The organism is Mucilaginibacter sp. HD30, from assembly GCF_054061755.1.
In genome coordinates, this window is the sequence record NZ_JBSSEO010000001.1 from 248835 (window position 1) to 274762 (window position 25928).

A 25928-nucleotide genomic window follows, 5' to 3' on the forward strand; every position below is an offset into this window, starting at 1 on the left:
GCAGCACCAAGTTTTTAATTTATATTTGTTTACCAATCAACAATAAGCTTAAAAAGAAACCATGAAAAAAGTATTTCAGTTAGTTGCAACTACATGTTTTGCATTTGCATTATTCCTAACATCATCAACAGCATTTGCACAAGGTGCCAAACCTATGGCAAGCCCGCGCGATAGCGTTAGCGCTAAAGTGGCCGGTGCTACAATCAGTATTAACTATGGCAGTCCGTCTGTTAAAGGACGTAAAATATTCGGCGGTTTAGAGCCTTATGGTAAGTTATGGCGCGCCGGAGCCAACCAGGCAACGGTATTTACTACAGATAAAGACATTACTGTAGAAGGTAAAAAATTAGCGGCAGGCAAATACACTTTCTTTGCCATGCCTGGCGAAAAAGAGTGGAAAATAGTATTTAATTCGCAAGTTGGCCAGTGGGGTATCAATGGTCAAGGTGCCAATGCTGATCCTGCTAAAAATGTATTAGAAGCTACAGTTAACGCTAAAACCGCACCAGCTACCGAGCGTTTAAAATATGTTATCACTGCTTCAGGTTTCTCATTAATTTGGGAAAATACAGAAGTACCGGTATCAATAAAATAATTACAGTTAAAAAATTGTATAAAAGGAGGCTGTCCCAAAGGTAGCCTCCTTTATTTTACAATATAGAAGTAAAAGGATTATTGTTTTCAAAGCATTCAATCCAAGCTCAAAGCGGGCAACTCGCCCCTGAATAAATCTCAGTAAACAACATGAGGCTATCCCTTTCGAGACAGCCTCGTTTACTAAACCAATTATAAACCATATGAAGAGAGAGGCGTGAGAATGGGTTCGAACCATTGTAAAGAGTTTTGCAGACTCCCACCTAGCCACTCGGTCACTCCGCCTTTTGTTATTTAATTCGTTCTATCGGCATAAAAGGTTTTGCTATCAGCGTAAAACAATGCGTTAACGGCATCGTCTGTATATATCATGTGGCCCGCGTAGTAATAATTGCTGCTTATTTGCGCGCCAGCTACATCCGCAACAGATTTTTTAATGGTTTCAACCGGGGTAGCCAGATCATAATAGCCGCCAACCACATGCACCTTTAGAGTCGGGTTGTTTTTTATCAATTGCCTAAGCGTTGGTATTACATTAAGAAAATAGTTAGCCTTTTTTGAGCCGAAGTTCCAGTCGGCTACGGTAATGGTAGCGCGGTAGGGCGTTTCATTGTCATATTTAAGCTGATTTTTAAAGTAATGATCAAGCGCTTTAGGATAAACGGTGCGTAAGGCAGCCTCGCTTGGGTCGCCTTTTTTATCTGTACCTGCCATACGTGCATCAAAAATTCCCGTTTTGTTATTGCCCTCGTTCAATACCAGACGGGCAAATTGGTGGTCGGTTACGCGGCCGTTGTGCTGCTTTAGCCAGCCTTTATCAATCCCCGTAAAATAGCTAAGAGAATCTAAGGTGTTATCAAGCCCGGTTGTGTCGCCTTTAAGCAGATCAGCATATTTGCCATTGGCAAAAGCTTTAACCTTGTTGGCTAAAACTTTTGGCGCAAGGGCTTGCAGCTGTGGGGGTAACCGTTTATGAAATTGCGCTATTAACGCATAAGTAGGTAAATATAGCGGGTAGGCAGCATCTTGTCCGGTTTTAAATGTAAGCAACTCATAATTTAATGCGGGCGAGATCAGTGTTAAACCCGCCACATTAATATGATAATCATTTTGCAGCTGTGCCGCCAAACCAACGGCACGGGCTCCGCCGTAACTTTCGCCGGCCAGGTATACATCACTGCGGCTGCGGCGGGTGCTGTTTAAATATTGATCAACAAAGTTCGCTATTGCACTTATATCCTCATTAAAACCAAAGAACTGGTTTTCGGTAACATCATCGGCAGCACGACTGTAGCCTGTACCAACAGGGTCAATAAATACCAGATCTGTAAATTGCAGCCAGGTGTTTGGATTGTCTTTGTATACGGTGTCGCCACTTTGCACCCTTACCGGCGCCAAAGAGCCCATGTGCAGCCATATAGAGGCCGAGCCCGGGCCGCCGTTAAATACAAAAGTAACAGGGCGGGGGGTATTGCTGTTTAAAGTGTATGCCGAGTAAAATATTTTGGCGACAAGCTTATTGTTGCTTTTTATAGGGAGATAGCCCGCCGCCGCCTGGTAGCTGTAGGCTATGTTGTTAAGTGTAATACTATGGTGGCTAACTTTAGGTGTAAAGGAATTACCGGCAGTAAAATTACCCCACGAGCTTAATAACAATGCAAAGGGTAGTACCAAAAAGCTAAGCGTAAACACACGCCCTAAAAACGGGAAAGAAGAAGTAAACATGGAAATTGATATTAAAGTATTTTATTATGCGTTGGCGGCGTGGGCCGCGGAAATTAGCAGCAACAGCAGCAACACATGCCGTGTTGTGCCATGCGCATTCGCATCAAAAAATAGCTTATAATACCTTTAACTAACATATTGTTGTTTGTTGATCTGCCGTGCAGACGCAACAAATGTAAAAGGCATTTTTAACATATCCAAGGAAAATCTATAAAACCTATCTATTATATAGACTATTTTTATAAATCGCTGATTTTGAGAAAAATAAAGTGATAAAAAGATAATTAGACAAAATGACCAATGACTATTGACCAATAAACCAATGACCACAAAAGCAAAACAGGAGGCCACATCTTGCGATGGGTCTCCCGTTTCAAACTTTTCGCTCAACCGTAGTCGTGCGTAAAGCAATCAGGTTGTTGTAGCTATAACCGGCTTGCTTTGGCGGGCGTTCCCTTACGGGTGCTGCCATGTGCGAAGCCACTATTACCACTGCTTATCTCCGTAAAAATTAGCAGGGCCAAATAATACCTTATCCAAATTACATTTCAGTTCTGCGGCTATCGCCGTTTTTTGTTTTGTGTAAATCAGGCGGTCCCATGATCTTTAGCTCGTCCGAAGATTTTGCCCGATTCACTTTCCGTTATTCCTGTAAGGCTGTTAAAGTACGTCGTTCCCGATGATTCTAATATCGCAACACCTAACAGGTTTTGCAAATTTTTTTAAGCGTTTTTATAAACAGGATATTAACATAGGAGAGGGGGTTGTTAACAGTGGCTTAAAGCCTGGTGTCATTGCAGGTACGAAGCAATGGCGAACTGTGCATCGTCTGCTTTTCTCTGTGCGATGCTTCGTGCCCCGGAATGACAAGCAGGTTATTAACACCCATCCTATAAACAATTGTAGCAGTTTAAGAGGTGGTTAGCGATTGGAAAAATGCCCGAAATTGATGTTGGAGCAGAAATTTTGTTATGTGAGGTGTGAAAATTGAGCGTTAAAGTGTGGTGATTGAAGGAAGAAAGACAGAAGAACACCGAATGCTTAATATCGAATAATGAAGTGGAAGTTATTGAGCTTGTATTGCCAATATTGAGAGAGGAATTAAAATTATCCAACTGTCTTGAAATCCGATATCCCACACTCAAAATTCAAAATCAAAAAAATCCTCTTAAAAGCAAAACGGGAGTCCGGCTCTTTCAAGTGGATCTCCCGTTTTTAACTCTAAATCAACCGTAGTCAATTATAAAGCATCAAGTTTTGTGTAACATCGCCGACCTGCTCTCATCTTCGCTTAACCAACCGATTACCTACAACCCCTAAGGATATTGATAATTATAGTTTTGCTTTACTCAATCTGTTGCTGCCCGCCTAAACGGACTAACCTATCTTTCCTGCGCTACCTTTGATCTATCTTTAGTCCTTGCGGATTTTTAATAGTTCCTGGTGGCTTTTGCTCCAATTGCTTCAAGGTCATTAATCAAACTGCCGCCCTCCATAGAGAGCTTCGTTTTCCTAATACCCCGCTAACCGTACGCTATACTGGACCCTCTCGGGCGCTTCATTTTGTACTGATTCAGGCTTTCCCGTGATCTTTAGCTCCTCCGAAGATTTGCCCGATTTCACTTTCTGTTGTCCTGTGAGGCTGTCAATGTACGTCGTTCTTGATGATTTCAATATCGGGACAATCTTCAATTTTTGCAAATTTTTTTACTTGCTTTTTTAAACAGGTTATTAACTTAAAAGTTATAGTTATTAACATTGATATAGTTGGCGAAATTTGTGTTAAATAGTTCATATGTAATTTGTTATTAATAATAACATACGATACTGTTTGACTTTATTAACATTTTTTTAATTAACAATTGTATACTAAAATTGACCTTGCAATTACTCGCAAAAAAGCGTAAAATTGTTTGAAACCTGATTTTTATACTCCTTTCTCACCAAAATTTGGCGAAACACAAGGCCACCTAAACCTGTTATATTATTATGACAGTTACAGAATTTAATGCTACGTTAACCGGCTCGGATGGCGAGGTTAGCGGTGTGGTGAAACATATGCCAAACGGCGTTTACCGCTTTACATCAATTGATGAATCGCTGGTGTTGGTTATTGCAAAAGATGCTGAAGCACAATGGCAGCGTATTGACGGCACAGAGCCATACTTTGCAAGCTGGGTAGAAGAGTTGGCGGAGCAAATAAGTAAGGAGGAAGACTAGTATGCTCGTGGTGACAATAAAGTAAAAGCCCCGCTCTTTTAGAAGCAGGGCTTCACTTTATAATACTTTAACTAATCTCTAACCAACTAATCTCTATTCTCTAAAACCTACCAAACCCTTATCCTATCAGCAGGAGCTTTGTACATTTTATCGCCGGGTTTAACATCAAACGCAGTGTACCATGCATCAATATTAGTAATTGGTGCGTTTACACGGTGCGATGCAGGCGAGTGCGTATCTGTTGTAATCCTTTGTGCAGTTGCTTCGGGGCGCATAATGCTGCGCCAAACCTGTGCGTAAGCCAAAAAGAAACGTTGATCTGGCGTAAAACCGTCAATTTTTTCTGCTGATTGACCTTGTTTGGTTTTTTTGAAGGCCTGATAAGCCACGTTAACGCCACCTAAATCGGCAATGTTCTCGCCTAAAGTTAGTTTACCGTTCACATGCAGGGTATCTAAAACGGTAAGGGCATTGTATTGGCCCACTACCTGGTCTGCACGTTTGGTAAATTTATCGTTATCGTCTTTGGTCCACCAATCGCGCAGGGTACCGTCACCATCAAATAACCGGCCCTTGTCGTCAAAGCCGTGTGTCATTTCATGACCTATAACCGCACCTATGGCACCATAGTTAAAGGCATCATCGGCACCTTCTGCAAAGAAAGGGAATTGCAGGATCCCCGCAGGGAACACAATCTCATTATTTTGCGAATTGTAGTAAGCATTAACAGTAGGCGGTGTCATGCTCCAGCGGCCTTTATCCACTTTTTTACCTAAGCGGGTAATATTATAATTATAGCGCCATGCAGCAATGCGTTTAACATTGCCGGCATAATCACCGCGGTTGATAATTAAGCCATCATAATTTTCCCATTTATCAGGATAACCAATTTTTACTGTGAAAGCCTGGAGCTTTTTAAGCGCTTTGGTCTTGGTATCGGGGCTCATCCATTCCAAGCCCTGCAGGCGTTCGCCTAATGCAACCTTCAGGTTATTTACCAAACTCAACATGCGTTGCTTGGCGGCCTGGGTAAAGTATTTTTCTACATATAGTTGGCCCAACAATTCGCCTATGCTGCCATCAACAAGGGTGGCCATACGCTCGTTACGCGGTGCTTGTATGGTTTGGCCGGATAAAACCTTGTTAAAGGCAAACCGGGCATCAACAAATGGGGCGCTTAAGGTAGCGGTGTTATTTTTAAGGATGTTCCAGGTTAAATAAACTTTCCATTGAGATACCGGAATGGTAGCCACCATTTCATCGGCCGTTTTAAAAAAGTCTGGATCATCTACCAGCATGCTATCCTGTGGAGTCGCTTTCATCATTGTGCTTAATTTGACCCAATTTAAATGCGGAGTTTTTTTGCTGAAATCGCTCACCTTATATTTATGGTAAGTAAGATTAGGATCGCGGCGGTCAACCCGGCTCATTTGCGCCTTTGCAAGGGTAGTCTCCATGCTCAATATAATATCGGCATTCTTTGCAGCGGCAACAGCGGGTGTGCCCGTAAGGGTAAACAAACTTACTATGTATTTTTTATAAGCTTCGCGTATGGTTTTTGTGCGGGCATCGTCCTTTAAATAATAGTCGCGATCGGCAAGGGTAGTACCCCCCTGATCAGCATCTATCATATAATGCGCTGGGTTTTTTGAATCGCGCGCCGCGCCAAAACTAAACAGGGTACCGCCTTCGCCGTTTACACGCGCAGTGGCAACTTCGTTTAATACGCCGTTAATGTCGGTTATTTTACTAACGCGGGCCAGTAAAGGTTTTATGGGTTCGTAACCGCGTTTTTCAATAGCAAGGCTATCCATGCCGCTGGCGTACAGATCGCCTACGCGTTGTTTTAAACCTCCTTTAGCTTGGGCGGGCATTTTGCTAACCGCATCAACCATAGCTATCAGCTTGTCGGTGTTTTCCTGTATCAAAACATTAAAACCACCCCAGGCGCTTTGCTTGGCGGGTATAACGTTGTTTTTGGTCCAGCCGCCATTGGCATACAAATAGAAATCATCTCCGGGTTTAACAGACATGTCCATATTAACCGGGTCAATATATTTAACGGGCGGATCAGACTGTTGCCTCTCGATCACAAATGCAGACGCGACAAGGCATACAATACCTGCCGCAAAAAAATGGGTGTACTTTACTTTCATGGAAATAATAAAATCAGTTAACGCAAATGTAGCAGATAATAGGGAAAATTAAAATTTGAGGATGTGGAGGAGATCCACCATAACGATGGGTTTTAAACCAGTGGTGCTCTAAAAATTGATTACCATCACCCCCCCTCTTGAGAGGGGCGCGTTGGAATTGTGCGGCCGCGGGGGTGTGTTAAGCCGCTCATATAACACACCCCTACACCCCTCTCGAGAGGGGACTCGCACTGCCCTCCGCTTTTTTTTTAAACCTTTCGAACTCTTGGTTTCAAACCGATAGTTATGCGTTAAAAGGTTTCCCTGAATAAAAAGTTAACAGGTTATCCTCAAAAAAATTAATTTAGCGAAGGATTTTACACCCTGCTTGTTGTTGACCGATATAACCAACCAAAAAGACCAACCGTTATACTATATATAAAACCAATTACCAATATGAAATTTCATTACAGACATTTTTTATTAGCATTGATAATTTTACCCTGCACACTTTTTGGGCAGGCGGTAAAATATCCATACCAAAACACAAAACTTAGCTTTACCGTGCGCGTTAACGACCTTGTTAAACGTATGACGCTGGAAGAAAAGGTGAGCCAGATGCTTAACTCATCGCCGGCTATTCCGCGCCTTAACGTGCCCGCATATGATTGGTGGAACGAAGTGTTGCACGGTGTGGCGCGTACGCCTTATAAAGTAACTGTTTATCCGCAAGCAATAGCTAATGCCGCAAGTTTTGATAGAAATGCGCTTTATGCTATGGCAGATTACGCTGCTTTAGAAGGTAGGGCCGTGCATAATAAAGCAGTAGCACAGGGTCGCGCAAATGAGCGTTACATGGGTCTGACCTATTGGACACCTAACATTAACATTTTCCGCGACCCACGCTGGGGCCGTGGACAGGAAACTTATGGCGAGGACCCTTATCTTACTGCCACCATGGGCAGCTTTTTTGTAAGAGGTTTGCAGGGCAATGATCCTAAATATCTTAAAGCAGCAGCATGTGCCAAGCACTATGCTGTGCATAGCGGGCCGGAACCAACGCGGCACGTTTTTAATACAGATGTAAGCAATTACGACCTTTGGGACACCTACCTGCCTGCTTTTAAAAAGTTGGTTACCGAAACCAATGTTGAAGGTGTGATGTGCGCATATAACGCATTCCGCACGCAGCCTTGCTGCGGCAGCGACGTATTGATGGTTGATATTTTGCGCAACCAGTGGGGTTTTAAAGGCTACGTAACATCTGATTGCTGGGGTATTGATGATTTCTTTAAAAATCATAAAACACATACCAATGCAGAAACAGCTTCGGCAGATGCTGTGTTACACGGTACCGATTTAGAGTGTGGAACAGATGCTTACCTGTCATTAATTGCTGCCGTAAAAAATGGCCGCTTGTCTGAAAAAGATATCGACGTATCTGTTAAACGTTTGTTCATGACGCGCTTTAAACTGGGTATGTTTGATCCGGTTTCGATGGTTAAATATGCGCAAACGCCTGCATCAACGTTAGAGAGCGCAGAGCATAAAGCACTCGCCTTAAAAATGGCGCGCCAGTCTATCGTAATGCTTAAAAACGCTGACAATGTTCTTCCGCTTAAAAAAACAATAAAGAAAATAGCCGTAATTGGCCCCAATGCTGATAACGGCATAGCTATTTTAGGCAACTACAACGGTACACCAACTGATAGGGTAACTGTATTGCAAGGCATTAAAGCTAAGTTGCCAAATGCAGAGATTATTTACGAAAAGGCAATCAACTTTACTAATGATACCCTGCTTGATTACCGCGATGTTGCCCGCCAATACAACATAGACGGCCACCAGGGTTTTAAAGCCGAATATTTTAATAATGTTGAGCTGAAAGGCACTCCGGTTGTTGCAGCTGAACCAGAGGTTAACCATTTCTGGCAAGAGGGCGAGTCTGTTAGCGGCAATATTAAGGCTAATAACTTCTCTGCCCGTTACACCACCAACTACACTGCAGGTAACGAAGGTTTCATCACTTTTGAGATTGATGGCGATGACGGCTGGCGCTTTTTGGTTGATGGTAAAGAAGTATTAAACATCTGGACCCGTAACCGTTGGGGAGCTCAGCAATATAAACTGATAACAGAACCAGGCAAAAGTTACAAACTGGAACTGGAGTTTTGGCAAGGTGATGGCAAGTCCAACATCAGAATGAGTGCCGGCACCTACAAAAAAACCGACTTCGCAGCACTAACCGAACGTATTAAAGATGTAGATGCTATTGTATACGTAGGTGGGATCTCTCCGCAACTGGAAGGCGAAGAAATGAAAGTGCCATACCCAGGCTTTGATGGTGGCGACAGAACTTCTATTATGCTGCCTTCTGTTCAAACCAACTTAATGAAAGCCTTTAAAAGCACAGGCAAACCTGTTGTATTTGTTATGATGACTGGTAGCGCGGTGGCTATTCCCTGGGAAGCTGAGAATATCCCCGGGATTGTAAACGCATGGTACGCGGGGCAATCTGCAGGTACCGCAGTAGCCGACGTTTTGTTTGGCGATTACAATCCAGCAGGCAGGTTACCGGTAACTTTCTATAAAGGCGACAGCGATCTTCCGGATTTTAACGATTACTCTATGACCAACCGTACGTATCGTTATTTTAACGGTACACCTTTGTATGGCTTTGGTTATGGCTTAAGCTATACCAACTTTAAATATGATGCCGTTACCGCACCAGGCATTGTTAAAAGAGGCAATAAAGTTGTGGTTACGGTGGCGGTTACCAACACAGGTAAAATGGCCGGCGACGAAGTTGCGCAGTTGTATTTAACCTACAACAACAATGCTCAAAAAACACCGCTTAAAGCGTTAAAGGGTTTTAACAGATTATCGCTAAAAGCAGGCGAACGTAAACTGATAACGTTTACACTTTCAGCCGCTGATCTTTCTGTACCGGATGCTAATGGTAAAATAACCCCTTTAAAAGGTAAATTAACCTTAAGTGTAGGCGGGTCGCAGCCCGATGAGAAGAATTTAACTTCAGGCAACATGGTTAAAAAGACAGTGACCATGATGTAATATAAAATACATTCAAACGCAAAACGGCTCCGAATTTTCGGGGCCGTTTCTGTATAATACTACACACAAATAGAAAGTCATGCCGAATTTATTCGGCATCCACGCGCTAAGTAATCCGCCATGCATGCTTTTCAATCCATCAACTCACTACCTGCTAATGGGTGCCGAAACAAGTTCGGTATGACGTTTTTGCCTAATTAAAGTTTTGCACTATTAATAACCGGATTCTGGCTGGCATTAACCTGGTAAGTATTAATAGTATTATCTACTGAAATCTCAAAAATACGATAACCTTTGTAGGTCGTTCCCCAGTTGCCGCCGAAATGAGCATCGAATATGTGGGGGAATTTGCCTGTATAACGTATATTATCTATAGTGTGGTCGTGCCCGTGTAATACAGCTTTAACGTTTGGATAGCTGTGCAGTAGCTCAATAGTTTCGGGGCAATCAACAAAGTTCGTTTTATCCTCAGGTAACCACTGGTGCGGTGGTACATGTAGCACAACAAAAACAATAGGCTTGCTTTTAAAGGCATCTAATGATCTTTTTAAAAAAGCTCCATCAGGGCAAATGTATTTGCCTTGTTTATCAGTAGTATTGGCTAATACAAAACCAACTTCACCTTTGTCAACTACATGGTTGTCCTCATAACCAAAAACAGCTTTCCACATGGCAGCATCAACATGGTCATGGTTGCCGGGTACTGTGTAACACGGCACGGGTAATTTGTCAAAGTAAGTTTGTTTGATCTTGGGTAGCAGGTCAGGGCGATCATGCACCAGGTCGCCGTTGATGATCACCAGGTCTAAATGATTGTCCTGATGCTCTTTCGTTAGCCATTTTATCAGATCGCCATAAAATTTATCGCCATCAGTACCCGGCTGGGCATAATGCCCGTCGGATGCTACAGCAAAACGAAGCTTAAAGTCAGCAGGTTTTTTTATTTGTGGCGATGCCCCCGCAAACAGGTTTAGTGATGGTAATAGATTTAAACCGGCAATGGCAACGCTTGATTGAAGAAATTTACGGCGACTGTTCATACAGGCTAATTTAGCGTTTACTTGTTAAATCAATTTTAACAGCGTAAATAATTTCTTCATTTTTTTGTACCTTAACAGTATCATTCATAAACCGTAAATTACCAAATGACTAAAAGAGCCAACGTTTTATTGCTAACAGTGATTGGTTTAATTTTATTTGGATGTAAAATAGACCATTCAAAACCGCTGCTAATGACGATATCCGCATCCGCCTATGTTGGTAACGACAAAGTGTATGCAAATTTTGCGGTTTTACAATCAACTGATGCTGCAATAGTTAGTAATGAAGATACATTAGCCGAATATTTTAAAACACATCCCGGGTATAACACCTATATGCTGGAGTTTTACGAAGCTGGCAATTATATAATTGCTATTCAGCTTCCGGTAGGTTCGCCCCGTGAAAAACTATACACCTATCGCAACATCACCGTAAGCAACGGCCATCCATCTACTGAAAATAATATGCTGTTCGATCTGACAACGACGGGGAATTACCAGGTTTGGAAAAATAAATAAAGCGGTTAAAACGTTTGCTTAGCCTGGGCTATATGCGCCAGATGGTGCCGACCATGCCAGGAGTAAAGGGCAAGGTTCCTTTTTAGCAAAATAGTTGCACCACTTTCGGGATGAATAAACGTGCGGTTAAAATCTTCGTCTGTAAAACTATCAAGCAACGCTGTAAGGCGGGCATGGATACCTTCCAGCATTATCAGCGATGGTTCTATAGGCAATTTATAATCGGCCAGTTTTGCCCATAGGTCTTCATGATAAGCTTTTATGGTTGGGTTATCCTCGGTCATGGCCCATTTAAAACGGATGATAGAATTTAAATGACTATCCGCTACGTGGTGCACTACCTGCCTTATGGTCCAACCGCCGGGTGCGGTAAGGGGTTTCCAGTTGTTCATCGGTTAAACCGGCAACGGCCTGCTTTATCAGCACGGGTAACTCTTTAATATCGTTTTTCCATTGGGTAATAAGCTCTTCTCTATAAGCATCAGGTACTATAAATTTACCAATGGGGTATTTCAGATTTTCGTCTGTCATTTTGGGTAAGGGTTATCAGGTATAATAAATTAGCGCTTTATATAAGCTTTGCGCTAAATTAGCGTTTTGTAAATGCTCTTATCTCAGCCAATGGTAAAAAAACTCCTTGTATTCATCCTGCTTTTTAACTGTTGCCTGGCTTATGGCGAAACCATTAAAACTGATGTAGTTGTAATTGGTAATAACTCAAGCGCTATTGCGGCTGCCATTCAAAGCGGGCGCAGCAAGGTAAAAACTTTATTGTTGCTAAACGGCCCGTGGTTAGAGGAATTATCATTACAAAAAATGATTACGCTTAACGATCCTACTTATGCCCCATCCGGCATTTGGGAGGAGGTGGATAAAGAGCTGCGGGACTACTACAAGAAAACACCGGGGTACGATACCTTATCAAAAACTCTGAAATTTGAACCCTACGCTGCTGGCGCTGCCTTAAAAAGAATGGCCGATTCGGTAAAAATGCTAACATGCAAAACCAATGTCACTTATACATCCATAGAAAAAGATGATACGGGCTGGAAGTTGGAGGTAGCAATAAAAGGCGAGAAGGTAACCATAAAAGCCAAGGTTTTAATTGATGGTACCGAAGACGGTGAAATGATAACCAAAGCAGGGGCAACTTTGCCACCTGATATTAAAACATGGCTGGATAAAGGCGCGTCAACCCTGTACCGTACATCAATAGCATCGGGTACTTATAATAATAAAGTTGGGCCGTCAAATTATCCAAATGGCTTTGTCTACTATATTCCGCTTACAGCTGTAGCTGTGAAAGATGCCGATAATTTGTTAACCATCAATAAAACACTTTTCCCGGCGGGTACTAACAACCTTACGGCTAAAATAGCCTTGGGGCAGGCGGTAGGTGCAACGGCAGCATTTTGCGCTTTTTTTAAAACAACTACCAAAAAGCTGGATGTGCGGGTGATACAAATAGAGTTGTTAGATTTTAAATCGTCTCTGCTATATTTTACTGATGTAGAGCGTAGCGATGCTTATTACCGCTCCATACAGCAAATTGCTGCCACCGGATTGTTGAAAGGCAGCCATGTGAATGGAGTTGCGGAAAACGCAGCATTAGAATTCAATTTTATGCCCGATTCAGCTGTTACCACGGCAGAAATTAAACCGGTGCTAACAGAAATATACTCCCGTGCGTTTTTGTGGATGAACAGGGAGCAACCCGGCGAAAAGTTTACCGTTGGCAATTTACTCTCGTTGATAAGCGAAATAACGTTAACAGATCCAATCGACTTTAAAATCACCATGCAAAAAGCGTGGAAAACAGAATACAAGTTCAAATCAGATTTTGATATCAACAAGCCCGTTACCCGCCGCGAGTTTGCGGTATTAGCTAACAAATACCTTAACCCTTTTGCAAGAGCGGTTGATATTAACGGAAGATCATTAAATTAGAGGCCAACTAATCAACTATTCTCTAATCACTAATTAACTAATTACGCATCCACACTATCAGTAACCATTACACGGTCAACGTACTGCTTAACATATTTAGCCAAAAAATCTTCGTGAATAGGGTCCACCTGGTAAGCGTCCTGATCTGCTTTACTGTTAAACAAGGTAAGCAGCGATACGTGGTAAGAGCTTTCTACAATCGGCTTGTCGCTTGGTACGGGTACGCCAACATGCACATCGCGCAGGTGAGTTATTTTGGCAAGGCCTTTAACGCCCTCAACAAAGGTGTTAATGTCGGCAGGGTTTTTTAACCAGAAATATACGGCGTGTACAAAAGTATCTTTAATAAACATATTGGTATGGGTTGGTAATGGCGCTAAATATATAAAAACCGTAATGTATTAATTGAAAAGTGCGGCCAATTTGTTTACGCTTAGCTCGGTAAAATCATTTATTACCAGCGAGGTGGGTTGCAGCTTTTCGGCGGTATTGCCCGTGGTTATGCCAATAACTTTCATCCCGGCAGCATTGCCGGCTTTTATTCCTGCTATTGAATCTTCAATAACAGCACAATTTTGCGGTGACGTCTGCAGGTGCTCAGCAGCTTTTAAAAATATATCCGGGTTGGGTTTTCCTTTGGTCACCTGGCTGCCATCAATAATCACATCAAAATAATCTCTAACATGTATGCGCTCCAGTATAAAATCAATATCGTGTATAGATGCAGATGACGCTATGGCTATTTTAATGCCATTTTGCTTTAACTTGTCTAACAATGCTATCAATCCGTTTATCGGGGCAGCATGGGAAGTATAAAGGTTTTGATAAATAGATTCTTTTTCTTTCACAAGTTGAGTAAGTGCGTCGGCATTGCGGTTACCCGCGAAAAGACGCTGTACTGTGTCCATAACAGGCACGCCGCTAAATTCAGAATAATAAGTATGTGATGATAGTTCACCCATGCCATATTTTTCAAACATAACCTGCCAGGTTTTATAATGGTAGGGTGTATTATCTACCATGGTACCATCCATATCAAAAATAACTGCGAAATTTTTCAAGTATAATTAGTTTACCAGTTGATTAAACTTATATCAGTAAGATGAGTGAAATGCCTGTCGCGGCTAATCAAATCCAAATTGTATTGTTTGGAAAGGGCGGCTATCCATATATCATTCTCGGGTATGGGAGTTCCTTGGTTTCTTAAAGTTGCTTTTAAGAGGCCATATATTTTTGCAGTGTCTTCATCAACAATCAGAACATCATAAGCGTCAGATAATTTGCTTATGTTACTTTTGTTTTTGTCGATCTGTGTTGAATATTCAGCGCCATAATAAAGTTCACCCAACACGATCGAAGGGAGAAATATTTCTGAAGCTGCGTCTATTTTATCAATTAGCGTAGTGTCGCCCCTTAGCAAAGCGGAGATTATGTTGGTGTCCAGAAGTATCCTATTTCCAGTCATCTGGGTTAATTTGTTCGCAGCCTTGTTGAATAGCTTCTTCCATCAATTCAATATCTTTTTCCGATATTTTCCCTACAAACTGTGCCGACGAACCCAGTGGTTGCTTACGTGTTACTGTTTTTAAGATGCGCTCAATTTGCATCAAAGCATCATCACTTTTTAGTTTGATGACCTCTTCTATCAAATGTAATTTCCTTGCTTCTGAGTACATATATGATTGAGTCTTATCTAACAAAAATAATTAAAAAAAAGAAGAACCACCAAATGCCTACATTGACTATAGGAATATAAAATGTTACCCCGGTGTCAAATATTGGTGATAAAACAATAATTAATCTAAATAATATGCAAATTTGTTGATCTAAAATTCATGTAGCGCCCGCGTTTTGTTAATATGAGTGAAAAAACAATTTTGGTTTGGTTCAGAAATGATTTACGTGTCCACGATAACGAGATACTGTTAGAGGCGATGCGTAAAGCCGATAAGGTACTGCCTGTATATTGTTTTGATCCGTATTATTTCCAGAAAAACGCGTCGGGTTCTGCTAAAACAGGTAACATACGGGCACGTTTTCTGCTTGAATCAGTAGCCGATCTTCGTAATAACCTGCGTATGCTGCAGAGCGAATTAATTATACGTATAGGTAATCCCGCCGAAGTTTTGCCACAACTGGCTTTAGAATATGGTGTTAACGAGGTTTATCACCATCGTGAGGTGGCACACGAGGAAACCGAAGTATCTGAACAGGTTGAAGCAGCCCTGTGGAAGATAAAACTCAACTTAAAGCATTTTATTGGTCATACTTTATATCACAAAGAGGATCTTCCCTTTCCAATAAAGGATATCCCGGATAGCTTTGCTATATTCAGGAAAAAAACGGAACGCGAGAGCGCTGTGCGCCCCGTTTTAGATACGCCCGATGCCGTTAACACCCCGGTTATTACTGATGCCGGAGATTTGCCTACGCTTGCCCAATTAGGTTTGGAGGAGCCCCTGGATGACGCACGATCACGCACCAGATTTGCAGGCGGCGAAACCAGCGGACTAATAAGGCTTGAGCAATATTTTTCTGAGCTTGCGCAAGCTAACTCGGGGAAAGGCGTGCGTAATGCCTCTAAATTGTCGCCATGGCTATCATTGGGTTGTCTTTCTATGCGGCAGGTTTACTGGGCGGCTAAAAGCCACCACAGCGATGCGCTTGAACTGGAATTGCTATGGCGCGATTATTTTAGGTTTATGTTTAAAAAGCACGGTACTCAATATTTTAATGCCGGCGATACCGCTGTTGAGGATAACAAGGTTACTGACGAGCTTTTTGACAAATGGAAACTGGGCAATACAGGCGTTCCGTTTGTTGACGCCAGCATGCATAAATTGAATGCAACCGGGTACATCAGCAATTTTAGCAGGCAAATGGTGGCGGCATACCTGGTGAATGAATTAGAAGTTGACTGGCGCCGTGGTGCCGCTTATTTTGAAGAAAAGCTGATCGATTATTCGCCCGCAAGTAACTGGGGCAATTGGGCCTATGTGGCAGGTATAGGGCGTAACACGCGCGATGACCGCTATTTTAACAGCGGTAAAAACCTGAATGAGTTAGATACCAAAGGCGATTTTATTACCAGGTGGCTTCCCGAAACTCCTGCAGGCCAGCCTCCTTTGGCGCAGGCCGTATAATTTTTTTACACGTTGTAAACAACATTTTCTGCTTAGTTACGTATATTTGACATATGAACTCTTTCGAACAATTTACGATTATCATCGGTCTCCTCGCCGTTCTTTTTGAGGGGATATCTTACGTTCGCTCGTTTTTTGCGAAGTTCCTACACTAAAGATTACGAAAAGGATGTAGTTCATCCATCAGTTTTATTAAAAACCTATCAGCATATTGTTTTTGCAATACAAAAAGTATTAAATCATTTACAATTTAATTTAAGGTTTATTGCACCTTATGATTACTTTTGTAGCATTGTTAAGAATGGTCGACCATGAATAGCCTCAATTATATTAATCAAGGAAACGCAGCCTTTATAGATTCTTTATACGAAAATTACAAGCAAGACCCCGAATCAGTTGATTTTGGGTGGCAGAAATTTTTTGAAGGATTTGATTTCGGGAGAAGCTCTGAAGCCCCCGCAATTAGCGCAGAAACACCACAGCACTTTTTAAAAGAAATTAACGTACTTAACCTTATAGATGGTTATCGCGGCCGGGGGCACCTGTTTGCAAAAACAAACCCTGTACGCGAGCGTCGTCATTATTTTCCGGGTAAAGAACTGGAAACTTTTGGTTTAAGCCAGGCCGATCTGGACACTGTATTTAACGCCGGGCACGAAGTAAAACTGGGCCCTGCCAAACTACGCGACATTATACAAATGGTTGAAGATACTTATTGTGGTACAATAGGTGTTGAGTACAAATACATACGTAACCCCATAAAAGTTAAGTGGTTTGAAGACCGCATGGAAAGCACGCGCAACAAGCCGTCGTTTTCTAAAGAAGACAAAAAGCTGATGCTTAAAAAAGTAAGCGAAGCAGTGATCTTCGAAAACTTTTTAGGTACCAAGTTTTTAGGTCAAAAGCGTTTTTCGCTTGAGGGCGCCGAAGCGCTGATCCCTGCAATGGATTCAGTTATTCAAAAAGGTGCTACTATTGGCATTAAAGAATTTATTATAGGTATGGCTCACCGCGGTCGTTTGAACGTGCTGGCCAATATCATGAAGAAAAGCTATAAAGAGATCTTCTCTGAGTTTGAAGGTAAGAATTACGATATGGATTCTCCCTTCGGCGGCGACGTTAAGTATCACTTAGGATATTCAACAGACGTAGATGCCGAGAACGGAAACAAAGTGCACCTTAGCCTTTGTCCTAACCCATCGCACCTGGAAGCAGTTGCCCCGGTTGTTGAAGGCCTTACCCGCTCTAAGATCGACTTTAAATATAACGGCGACCATACAAAGATTGCACCAATAATAATACACGGCGATGCTTCAGTGGCGGGCCAGGGTATTGTTTATGAGGTGTTGCAAATGGAGAAACTGGATGGTTACCGCACTGGTGGTACCATACATTTGGTTATTAATAACCAGATAGGTTTTACCACTAACTTTAAAGATGCCCGTTCAAGTACTTATTGTACTGATATTGCTAAAGTGGTACAATCGCCCGTATTCCACGTAAACGGTGATGATGTTGAGGCTTTAGCATATGTTATTAACATGGCTATGGAGTATCGTCAGATCTTCCATGAAGATGTATTTATAGATATTTTGTGCTACCGTCGTTATGGGCATAATGAGGCGGATGAGCCTAAATTCACCCAGCCTGTATTGTACAAAGCCATTGATGCGCATCCCAACCCGCGCCAGGTATATTTGTCGAAATTATTGGCCGAAGGCAGTATTGATGATGCCACTGTTAAACAGATGGAGAAGGAATTCAGAGATCTGTTACAACAACAATTAGAAGAAACTAAAGCAGAAGAACGCTTTACAGAAACAATAGAAATGTTTGCCGGCGCATGGCAAGGTCTGCATTTGGCAGAAGAGCAAGAGGTGGTGAAGTCAACCGACACGGCAATTGATAAAGATACTTTGTTAAGCATAGGTAAAAAACTAACAGATTTGCCTAAAGACAAGGAGTTCTTTAAAAAGATAGAAAAACTATTTGAGGATCGGGCCAAAATGGTTAATGATACTCACACTTTTGACTGGGCAATGGGTGAGTTGCTTGCTTATGGTTCATTACTAAACGAAGGCAATAGAGTTCGTTTAAGCGGTGAAGACGTTAAGCGTGGTACTTTCTCACATCGCCACGCGGTAGTAACACTACCCGATACCGAAGAAGAATACACGCCACTGGCAACTATAAACGGCGGACAGCGTTTTCATATTTATAACTCACTATTGTCAGAGTACGGTGTATTGGGTTTTGAATATGGTTATGCTTTGGCTAATCCGCATGCTTTAACCATATGGGAAGCGCAGTTTGGCGATTTCTTTAACGGAGCGCAAACTATTATTGACCAGTACATTGTAAGTGGCGAAACCAAATGGCAGCGTGGTAACGGATTGGTAATGTTGTTGCCACATGGTTATGAAGGACAAGGCCCTGAGCACTCATCAGCACGTATTGAGCGTTTTATGGAGCTTTGTGCCGATAACAATATCCAGGTAACAAACTGCTCAACACCGGCTAACTTCTTCCATGTTTTACGCAGGCAGTTGGCGCGCGATTTCCGCAAACCACTAATCGTGTTTACACCTAAGAGTTTGCTGCGTAATCCAAAATGTGTATCGCCGCTTGCCGACTTTACCGATGCGGGTTTTCAGGAAGTGATAGACGATAACTTTGTTGATAAGAAAAAAGTTAAACGCGTATTGTTCTGCTCTGGTAAGATCTATTATGATCTGTTAGAAAAACAACGTGTGGATGATCGTAAAGATGTAGCCATTGTACGTTTAGAGCAATTGTACCCTACTCCGGTAGATCAGATAGCTAAAATACGCGCTTCTTATACCAAAGCAGAAGATTTTATCTGGGTACAGGAAGAGCCGGAAAACAGCGGTGCATGGCCGTACCTGTGGCGCAAATCGCGCACTGAGGATGCTTTGAAGTTTGACGATGTTCTTGCCCGTTTAGAAGCAAGCAGCCCGGCAACAGGCTACGCTAAACAACATGCGGCGCAGCAGTTGCACATCATATCAAGAGCGTTTGAATCGCCTGCAGGAAAAAAAGTAAAGGAAACTGTGAAGGCTACAACAGCTAAAATGGCTACTGCCGGAGCGGATTAATAAGTTTGGTAAGTTATACGTTTGACGTGATACGTTGTACGTAGTTGATTGCAAAATAAAACGTAGCACTTATAACGTATTACGTACAACCTAAATAGAACTACAACAAAAAAAATATGAGTTTAGAGATCAAAGTTCCGCCGGTAGGCGAATCAATCACTGAAGTTACCCTGGCAAACTGGATAAAAAAAGACGGCGACACGGTAGCGATGGATGAAGTTATTGCCGAGTTGGAATCAGATAAAGCCACATTTGAGTTAACTGCCGAAAAAGCAGGTACTTTAAAAACTTTAGTTAACGTTGGCGATGTAATTGCTATAGGTACTGCAGTTGCAAGCATTGAGGATGGTGGCGCACCTGCGGCTGCTTCTGCTCCCGCAAAAGAAGCTGCGCCTGCACCACAGGCTGATGCGGTAGCTGCTCCTGCTGCGTCAACAGGCGGCGCTGCATCTGCAATAAAGGTTCCGCCGGTAGGCGAATCTATCACCGAGGTTACTTTATCGCGCTGGTTGAAAAAGAACGGCGAGACAGTAGCAATGGATGAAGCTATTGCCGAACTGGAATCAGACAAAGCAACATTTGAATTAACCGCTGATAAAGCAGGCGTTTTAACTACCATTGCCAACGAAGGTGATGTGTTAGCCATTGGCGCTGAGGTAGCAAGCATATCTGGAAGTGGCGCCGCTGCTGCTGCACCTGCTGCCGCCGCTCCGGCACCTGCCGCTGCAAGCGCACCGGTTATTGCTGATAAAAATTATGCATCGGGCACGCCATCACCCGCTGCCGGAAAAATATTGTCAGAAAAAGGCATTGATGCTTCTGCTGTTAGCGGAAGCGGCGTAAACGGACGCATTACTAAGGAAGATGCTGTACAGGCAAAAGCTGCCGCACCAGCACCTGCTGCTAAACCAGCCGCTGCACCTGCTCCGGCTGCTGCCCCTGCAAAAGCAGGAGCGCGTGATGAGCGTCGCGAAAAAATGTCGCCGCTGCGTAAAACCGTAGCTAAGCGCTTAGTTGCTGTTAAAAACGAAACTGCCATGCTTACCACTTTTAACGAAGTGGATATGCAGCCAATAATGGAACTGCGTGGTAAGTACAAAGATAAATTTAAAGAGAAGCATGGTGTTGGTTTAGGCTTCATGTCGTTCTTTACCAAAGCGGTAACAGAGGCATTAAAAGACTGGCCCGCTGTTGGCGCTCGTATAGAGGGCGAAGAAGTTATCTACAGCAATTTTGCTGATATTTCTATCGCTGTTTCGGCTCCAAAAGGCTTGGTTGTTCCGGTTATCCGCAATGCTGATAGCATGAGTTTGGCCGAAATAGAAAAGGCGATCATTACACTTGCAGGTAAAGCCCGTGAAAGCAAACTTACTTTAGACGAAATGACCGGCGGTACTTTCACCATTACTAACGGCGGTGTGTTCGGCTCTATGCTTTCAACACCTATTATTAACTCGCCGCAGTCTGCTATATTGGGTATGCACAATATTATTGAGCGCCCTGTAGCGGTAAATGGTCAGGTTGTTATCCGCCCAATGATGTACTTAGCGCTATCATATGATCACCGCATTGTTGATGGTCGTGAATCGGTAAGCTTCCTGGTAAGGGTTAAACAATTATTAGAAGATCCTGCAAGATTGCTGTTAGGAGTTTAATAAACGTTATAATATTGAAAGGCCTCCGATTTATCGGGGGCTTTTTTGTTTAGATACAGTTGAGTATATTTGTGTTATGGCGAAAGTAATAGAGATAGATAAAAAAACCAGTCGTAAAGAACTTGATGATGCACTAATCAATGCACCTAAAGCCAAATCCTCAATTGACCTGAGTAAATATTTTGGTAAGGTTAAATTCGGTGTCGATGGATTAGAATATCAACTTAAGAGTAGAAATGAGTGGAGATAGGATTGTTATAGATACATCTTTAATAATAAATCTATTCAACGGGGCTACAGAAGTTCAGGAACTAATTGTCGGACGTATTCTGTTTGTCTCAGTTATCTCTGAAATTGAAGTTTTGAGTTTTCCGCAGCTTGCAGATAATGAAATCGGCTTACTAAAATCTTTTTTATCCGAATGTTATATCGTGGACATTGAGCCTGCTATAAAAGACCTAACAATAAAAACCCGGGCAAGGCATAAAACCAAATTACCAGACGCTGTAATTGCGGCTACAGCAATGTATTTCGATATTCCATTATTTACAATGGATAAAGGTTTTGAAAAGATAGATGATTTACAATCCGTAATATTATCTGTTTAATTGTATTTTTCTACATAGCATCACGCAACCAAAATCTCCCCCCTCAAATATGTAACTGCCTTTCCGCTCATTAATACCCTGTCACCTTTTAGTTCGCACCATAACTCGCCTTTACGTGCAGATAATTGATAAGCATGTAATTTGTCTTTATCAAATATTTTGGCCCAGTAGGGGATAAGGTTACAATGCGCAGAACCTGTAACCGGGTCTTCTGGTATTCCGGCTCCGGGCGCAAAGAAGCGTGAAACAAAATCTGAATTTTTCCCCGGCGCAGTAACAATTATACCCACCGTATCCATCTTTGATAGCGCGAAAAAGTCTGGAGATAGTTCAATTATATCTTCTTCTGTATCATATACCACAAAATAATCTCTTGAGCGTAAAATAGCGGTAGGCTCGGCGCCACCCAATGCCTCTACCAGCCCATTTGGCGTTTCTATAGGTATTGGAGGGCGTGATGGGAAGTCCATGGTATATTTGTCGCTATCTCGCCTTACAGTAAGCATGCCGGCCTTAATGGTATCAAAGTTTATAACATCGCCGCCGTAAGCCAGCTCGGTAAATAATATATGCGCCGACGCAAGTGTGGCGTGCCCGCATAGGTCTATCTCGTACTCCGGCGTGAACCAGCGCAATAAATAACCATCATCGTTCTTTACAAAAAAGGCGGTCTCGGCTAAATTATTTTCTTTGGCAATTTGCTGCATGGTAGCATCAGGCAGCCATCCAGTAAGCGGACAAATAGCAGCAGGGTTGCCGCCAAACAGTTGATCGGTAAAAGCATCTGCCTGGTAAATTGGGATGATCATAACATATGGAGCTTAAGTACCACTAATGTAGCCATAAGTAGCTAATTCGTCAACATGCTTAATGTGTTTGGTGCTGCCGTTATTTAAAAGGATAATACGGTCGCTTACATCCAAAACGTTGTAATACTGATGATCTGTAATTATAATGCCCTTGCGCTGTGCGCAGCGTTTTAAAATGGGTTTAAACTCCTCTGTTTGAATAGGAGATATGTGGGTAAAAGGTTCGTCGAGTAAAATAAAGTCAGCTTTATTATATATAACTAACATGGTTTCCAGTTTCCTGAGCTCGCCGCCTGATAATTCATTAGGTGTTTTTTGATAATGATTTTTATAAATCGGTAATTCTGAAAACTCATCCCAGTAAAGCGGATCAACTAATATTTTTGCAAGGGATTTTATCGTTAGGCTCCCGGGCAAATAACTATGCTGCGGCAAATAAGCAATTTTGTTATTGATATACCCTTTCTTTATGTATTCGTCATTAATGCTGACATACTTATAGGATGGTGTAAGGCTACCGAATATGATCTTTAACAAAGACGACTTACCCGAGCCGTTGCGCCCAAGCAAGCCTATTATCTCGCCCTGTTGACAGCTCAAATAAACATCTTGCAATATTTTGCGGTTGTCAAACGCCAACTGTACACTATCAACTTTTAAGGTAAGTGGTTGCATTTAGGGCCATATTAATTAGAATAAGAAGTAGGATGCAGCAAACAGTTTCTATTATAAACGCGCTTAGCATAACACGTTTGGCGCTAAACCCGGCGTTACGGTAAAAAAACAATGTTTTTGGGGCCAGAAAATATTGCAGGCTTGCTGCCGATAAATAACCGATGAGTTTTGAAAAGAAAAATCCAATTCCGCTTACAATGGACGCGGGGAAAGCCATTACGATAACGAGCAGCGTAAACACCACATTGTAAGTTAGTAACAGCCGGTAATACTGGAAAGTTAACTTTAGTAAACGGTTCAAGTAAAGTGTGATATGATAGTAGGTTATAAAACAGACAAAGTTGCCGTTTATTGTAAGTCGCGAAAAAAAAGTGACAAACAAAAAAGCCGCCCAGGTTATCGGAGCGGCTCTTGTATCTTGGTTCTTGTCTCTTGCTTCTAAAGCTTATCCTAAGTATGATTTCAGGATTTTGCTTCTTGAAGTATGACGAAGGCGTTGTAAGGCTTTGTCTTTTATCTGGCGTACACGCTCGCGGGTAAGGTTAAATTTCTCGCCAATCTCTTCAAGCGAAAGCGGATGGTTTGTACCCAAACCAAAGAATAATACTATTATTTCGCGCTCGCGCTCTGTTAAAGTTGATAGCGAACGTTTTATTTCTTCTGATAATGATTCGTTGATCAGGATAGAGTCTGTATTCGGTTCAGCGTTTTCTAATACATCTAACAATGTATTTTCTTCACCTTGTACAAACGGCGCATCCATTGATACGTGACGACCTGAGTTGCTCAGCGTATCAGAGATCTTGTCAACGGTAGTTTCCAGCATATCAGCCAGTTCTTCCGGTGATGGTTCGCGTTCATATTCCTGCTCAAGCTTTGAAAAAGCCTTGCTTATTTTGCTTAATGAACCTACCTGGTTCAACGGTAAACGAACTATACGTGATTGCTCTGCGATAGCCTGTAAAATTGATTGGCGGATCCACCAAACAGCGTATGAAATGAATTTGAAACCTTTGGTTTCGTCAAAACGCTTGGCGGCTTTTATAAGCCCCAGGTTACCTTCGTTAATCAGGTCGCCTAAGGTAAGGCCCTGGTTTTGATATTGTTTAGCTACTGATACCACAAAACGCAGGTTGGTTTTAGTTAAACGCTCAAGCGCAGCCTGGTCGCCCTCCCTTATCTTTTGTGCTAAAATTACTTCTTCTTCGGCAGTTATCAGGTCAACTTTACCAATTTCGTGCAGGTATTTGTCAAGCGACTGCGACTCGCGATTGGTAATGGATTGGGTTATTTTGAGTTGTCTCATTTATTATAAACCTCGATTCTTGTTATTAGAATTGAACGTGCAAAGGTATGAAAAGTTTTGCCCATATTTTGTACTAAAAAAAATATTACATTATATTCATTTTCAGCTGATAATTGCATGATTTTTGTGGTAAAAATCACACCTTATTTAGCCCAAAAACTTCATTTAAACGGATGCCTTTTTCGGTGTTTTGTAAAGTGCAACACTCGTTTACACTGTCGTGCTCCAAATATAAAATGTAATCGTTGGTAACCGCCTCTGTTAAGATATTTTTTTTCTCCTGCAGCGTTTGCATCGGGAACATATCATAGCCCATTACATAAGGTAACGGTATATGCCCTGTTGATGGTATAAGATCTGCCATATAAAGCACCTGCCGGCCTTTATAATTTATTTGCGGCAGCATCTGCGCTTCGGTATGCCCATAAATAAAACGCACTTTTACGTTGTCGGTAAAAGCAGTACCATCAATCTCCTCAATAAATTTTAACTGCCCGCTTTCTTGTATCGGTAATATATTCTCTTTTAAAAAAGATGCCTTTTCGCGCTCATTAGGATTAATGGCCCAGTCCCAATGTTTTGCGTTGCTCCAGTACGTTGCATTTTTAAATGTTGGGGCCAATAGTTCGCCACTACGCTCAACAGCGCCGCCTACATGGTCAAAATGCAAGTGAGTTAAAAACACATCAGTTATGTCATTGCGATGAAAGCCATGCGCAGCTAACGAACTATCCAGCGTAGCTGTACCGTGCGGATAGTAATAACTAAAAAACTTTTCGCTTTGCTTATTACCCATCCCCGTATCAACCAGGATCAAGCGTTTACCGTCCTGAATAAGCAGACAGCGCATGGCCCAGGTACACAAATTATTCTCGTCGGCCGGGTTGGTTTTGTTCCATATGCTTTTTGGCACAACGCCAAACATGGCGCCGCCATCTAATTTGAAAAAGCCGGTGTTAATTGTGAATAAGTTCATGGTTCATTGATCATGGTTCATGGTAGTGTAGTTGGTTATATAGAATTTCTCAGCGCGGTGATCATTTTAACTAAAATTTCATGATCGTTGTATAGTGGACGGAAAACATCTTCTGTTATGTAATCACGTCTTTTCGCAATTATTAAGCAGCTTACTACTTCAATAGCAGAGCGTAAGGAATAATTCAAAAAGGTCTTAAAAACCGGTTTGGTTTGCCCTGTGGAACCTTCTGCAATGTTCAGCATTACCGAATCAGAAGCTCTTTTTATTTGGGAAGTAAGGATGAATAACTCATCCTTGGGAAAAGATTTAGTTAAAGAATTGATCCGGTCATTTAGATCCATGGCTTTTTGCCATACCAGCAAGTCCTCGAATCTAAATGCCATAT

At 42.1% G+C, this 25928-nt stretch carries 25 protein-coding genes and 1 tRNA gene; 10 read left to right on the plus strand and 16 right to left on the minus strand.

Annotated elements, in window-relative coordinates; all coding sequences use genetic code 11:
* The first annotated feature begins 61 nt into the window (after nt 1-61).
* On the plus strand, nt 62-595 hold the full coding sequence (locus ACVW2L_RS01285; protein WP_457126137.1) for a DUF2911 domain-containing protein: 534 nt from the start codon (nt 62-64) through the stop codon (nt 593-595).
* Nucleotides 596-807: 212 nt separating this feature from the next.
* On the opposite strand, the gene ACVW2L_RS01290 is transcribed toward ACVW2L_RS01285, so the two are convergent.
* Nucleotides 808-879, minus strand: a tRNA-Cys gene (locus ACVW2L_RS01290).
* Between the two features lie 9 nt (nt 880-888).
* The gene (locus ACVW2L_RS01295; RefSeq protein ID WP_457126138.1) at nt 889-2319 is read right to left on the minus strand and encodes a S10 family peptidase; all 1431 of its coding nucleotides are present in this window, start codon (nt 2317-2319) and stop codon (nt 889-891) included.
* Between the two features lie 1989 nt (nt 2320-4308).
* Here ACVW2L_RS01295 and ACVW2L_RS01300 point away from each other — a divergent pair.
* Nucleotides 4309-4539, plus strand: coding sequence for a hypothetical protein (locus ACVW2L_RS01300; protein WP_457126139.1), 231 nt, complete (start codon nt 4309-4311; stop codon nt 4537-4539).
* 107 nt (nt 4540-4646) lie between these two features.
* Here ACVW2L_RS01300 and ACVW2L_RS01305 read toward each other — a convergent pair whose 3' ends face one another.
* On the minus strand, nt 4647-6695 hold the full coding sequence (locus tag ACVW2L_RS01305) for a M13 family metallopeptidase (RefSeq protein WP_457126140.1): 2049 nt from the start codon (nt 6693-6695) through the stop codon (nt 4647-4649).
* A 435-nt stretch (nt 6696-7130) separates the two neighbouring features.
* Between ACVW2L_RS01305 and ACVW2L_RS01310 the strand changes: the two genes are divergently transcribed.
* Nucleotides 7131-9746, plus strand: coding sequence for a glycoside hydrolase family 3 C-terminal domain-containing protein (locus ACVW2L_RS01310; protein ID WP_457126141.1), 2616 nt, complete (start codon nt 7131-7133; stop codon nt 9744-9746).
* 197 nt (nt 9747-9943) lie between these two features.
* Here the strand turns inward: ACVW2L_RS01310 and ACVW2L_RS01315 are convergent, their stop codons facing one another.
* Nucleotides 9944-10786: a metallophosphoesterase family protein gene (locus ACVW2L_RS01315; protein WP_457126142.1), complete on the minus strand. Its 843-nt coding sequence runs from the start codon at nt 10784-10786 to the stop codon at nt 9944-9946.
* 105 nt (nt 10787-10891) lie between these two features.
* On the opposite strand from ACVW2L_RS01315, the gene ACVW2L_RS01320 reads away from it, so the two are divergent.
* Nucleotides 10892-11305 carry a hypothetical protein gene (locus tag ACVW2L_RS01320; protein ID WP_457126143.1) on the plus strand — a complete coding sequence of 138 codons (414 nt, stop codon included), beginning with the start codon at nt 10892-10894 and terminating at the stop codon, nt 11303-11305.
* A 5-nt stretch (nt 11306-11310) separates the two neighbouring features.
* Here the strand turns inward: ACVW2L_RS01320 and ACVW2L_RS01325 are convergent, their stop codons facing one another.
* Together ACVW2L_RS01325 and ACVW2L_RS01330 are read right to left on the minus strand one after the other, a co-directional pair.
* Nucleotides 11311-11697 (minus strand): YfiT family bacillithiol transferase, encoded by a 387-nt coding sequence (locus ACVW2L_RS01325; RefSeq protein ID WP_457126144.1) that lies wholly within the window; start codon nt 11695-11697, stop codon nt 11311-11313.
* On the minus strand, nt 11624-11836 hold the full coding sequence (locus ACVW2L_RS01330; protein WP_457126145.1) for a hypothetical protein: 213 nt from the start codon (nt 11834-11836) through the stop codon (nt 11624-11626). The genes ACVW2L_RS01325 and ACVW2L_RS01330 overlap by 74 nt, the downstream gene beginning before the upstream one ends.
* Nucleotides 11837-11926: 90 nt before the next feature.
* Here ACVW2L_RS01330 and ACVW2L_RS01335 point away from each other — a divergent pair, with 90 nt between their 5' ends.
* Entirely contained in the window at nt 11927-13252 is a 1326-nt protein-coding gene (locus ACVW2L_RS01335; RefSeq protein WP_457126146.1) for an FAD-dependent oxidoreductase, read from the plus strand.
* A gap of 41 nt (nt 13253-13293) precedes the next feature.
* On the opposite strand, the gene ACVW2L_RS01340 is transcribed toward ACVW2L_RS01335, so the two are convergent.
* Genes ACVW2L_RS01340 through ACVW2L_RS01355 form a run of 4 tightly spaced genes read right to left on the minus strand, consistent with a single transcriptional unit; the run spans nt 13294 to nt 14928 of the window.
* On the minus strand, nt 13294-13605 hold the full coding sequence (locus ACVW2L_RS01340) for a Dabb family protein (RefSeq protein WP_457126147.1): 312 nt from the start codon (nt 13603-13605) through the stop codon (nt 13294-13296).
* Between the two features lie 48 nt (nt 13606-13653).
* Nucleotides 13654-14313 (minus strand): HAD family hydrolase, encoded by a 660-nt coding sequence (locus ACVW2L_RS01345; RefSeq protein WP_457126148.1) that lies wholly within the window; start codon nt 14311-14313, stop codon nt 13654-13656.
* A gap of 11 nt (nt 14314-14324) precedes the next feature.
* Nucleotides 14325-14717: a PIN domain-containing protein gene (locus ACVW2L_RS01350; RefSeq protein WP_457126149.1), complete on the minus strand. Its 393-nt coding sequence runs from the start codon at nt 14715-14717 to the stop codon at nt 14325-14327.
* The gene (locus ACVW2L_RS01355) at nt 14704-14928 is read right to left on the minus strand and encodes a hypothetical protein (RefSeq protein ID WP_457126150.1); all 225 of its coding nucleotides are present in this window, start codon (nt 14926-14928) and stop codon (nt 14704-14706) included. Before ACVW2L_RS01355 ends, ACVW2L_RS01350 begins: the two co-directional genes overlap by 14 nt.
* 183 nt (nt 14929-15111) lie before the next feature.
* On the opposite strand from ACVW2L_RS01355, the gene ACVW2L_RS01360 reads away from it, so the two are divergent.
* The 5 genes from ACVW2L_RS01360 to ACVW2L_RS01380 all read left to right on the plus strand — a co-directional run bounded on the left by ACVW2L_RS01360 (nt 15112) and on the right by ACVW2L_RS01380 (nt 21774).
* Nucleotides 15112-16395, plus strand: a complete 1284-nt coding sequence (locus ACVW2L_RS01360) for a DASH family cryptochrome (protein ID WP_457126151.1) — start codon at nt 15112-15114, stop codon at nt 16393-16395.
* Between the two features lie 311 nt (nt 16396-16706).
* Nucleotides 16707-19511, plus strand: a complete 2805-nt coding sequence (locus ACVW2L_RS01365; protein WP_457126152.1) for a 2-oxoglutarate dehydrogenase E1 component — start codon at nt 16707-16709, stop codon at nt 19509-19511.
* 116 nt (nt 19512-19627) lie between these two features.
* Nucleotides 19628-21166, plus strand: a complete 1539-nt coding sequence (gene odhB, locus ACVW2L_RS01370) for a 2-oxoglutarate dehydrogenase complex dihydrolipoyllysine-residue succinyltransferase (RefSeq protein WP_457126153.1) — start codon at nt 19628-19630, stop codon at nt 21164-21166.
* Between the two features lie 76 nt (nt 21167-21242).
* Nucleotides 21243-21416 (plus strand): hypothetical protein, encoded by a 174-nt coding sequence (locus ACVW2L_RS01375; RefSeq protein WP_457126154.1) that lies wholly within the window; start codon nt 21243-21245, stop codon nt 21414-21416.
* Nucleotides 21403-21774 (plus strand): type II toxin-antitoxin system VapC family toxin, encoded by a 372-nt coding sequence (locus ACVW2L_RS01380; RefSeq protein ID WP_457126155.1) that lies wholly within the window; start codon nt 21403-21405, stop codon nt 21772-21774. The genes ACVW2L_RS01375 and ACVW2L_RS01380 overlap by 14 nt, the downstream gene beginning before the upstream one ends.
* Before the next feature lie 20 nt (nt 21775-21794).
* On the opposite strand, the gene ACVW2L_RS01385 is transcribed toward ACVW2L_RS01380, so the two are convergent.
* From ACVW2L_RS01385 to ACVW2L_RS01410, 6 genes are all read right to left on the minus strand, one after another.
* Nucleotides 21795-22583, minus strand: coding sequence for a PhzF family phenazine biosynthesis protein (locus tag ACVW2L_RS01385; protein WP_457126156.1), 789 nt, complete (start codon nt 22581-22583; stop codon nt 21795-21797).
* Nucleotides 22584-22595: 12 nt separating this feature from the next.
* Nucleotides 22596-23258, minus strand: coding sequence for an ATP-binding cassette domain-containing protein (locus ACVW2L_RS01390; protein ID WP_457126157.1), 663 nt, complete (start codon nt 23256-23258; stop codon nt 22596-22598).
* Complete coding sequence (locus ACVW2L_RS01395; protein WP_457126158.1) at nt 23233-23559, minus strand: hypothetical protein; 327 nt, start codon at nt 23557-23559, stop codon at nt 23233-23235. The genes ACVW2L_RS01390 and ACVW2L_RS01395 overlap by 26 nt, the downstream gene beginning before the upstream one ends.
* Before the next feature lie 144 nt (nt 23560-23703).
* Nucleotides 23704-24564 (minus strand): sigma-70 family RNA polymerase sigma factor, encoded by an 861-nt coding sequence (locus tag ACVW2L_RS01400; protein WP_100341901.1) that lies wholly within the window; start codon nt 24562-24564, stop codon nt 23704-23706.
* A gap of 136 nt (nt 24565-24700) precedes the next feature.
* A complete protein-coding gene (locus ACVW2L_RS01405; RefSeq protein WP_457126159.1) occupies nt 24701-25540 on the minus strand; it encodes an MBL fold metallo-hydrolase in 840 nt (279 codons plus the stop codon).
* A 35-nt stretch (nt 25541-25575) separates the two neighbouring features.
* The gene (locus ACVW2L_RS01410) at nt 25576-25926 is read right to left on the minus strand and encodes a four helix bundle protein (RefSeq protein WP_457126160.1); all 351 of its coding nucleotides are present in this window, start codon (nt 25924-25926) and stop codon (nt 25576-25578) included.
* Nucleotides 25927-25928: the final 2 nt, after the last annotated feature.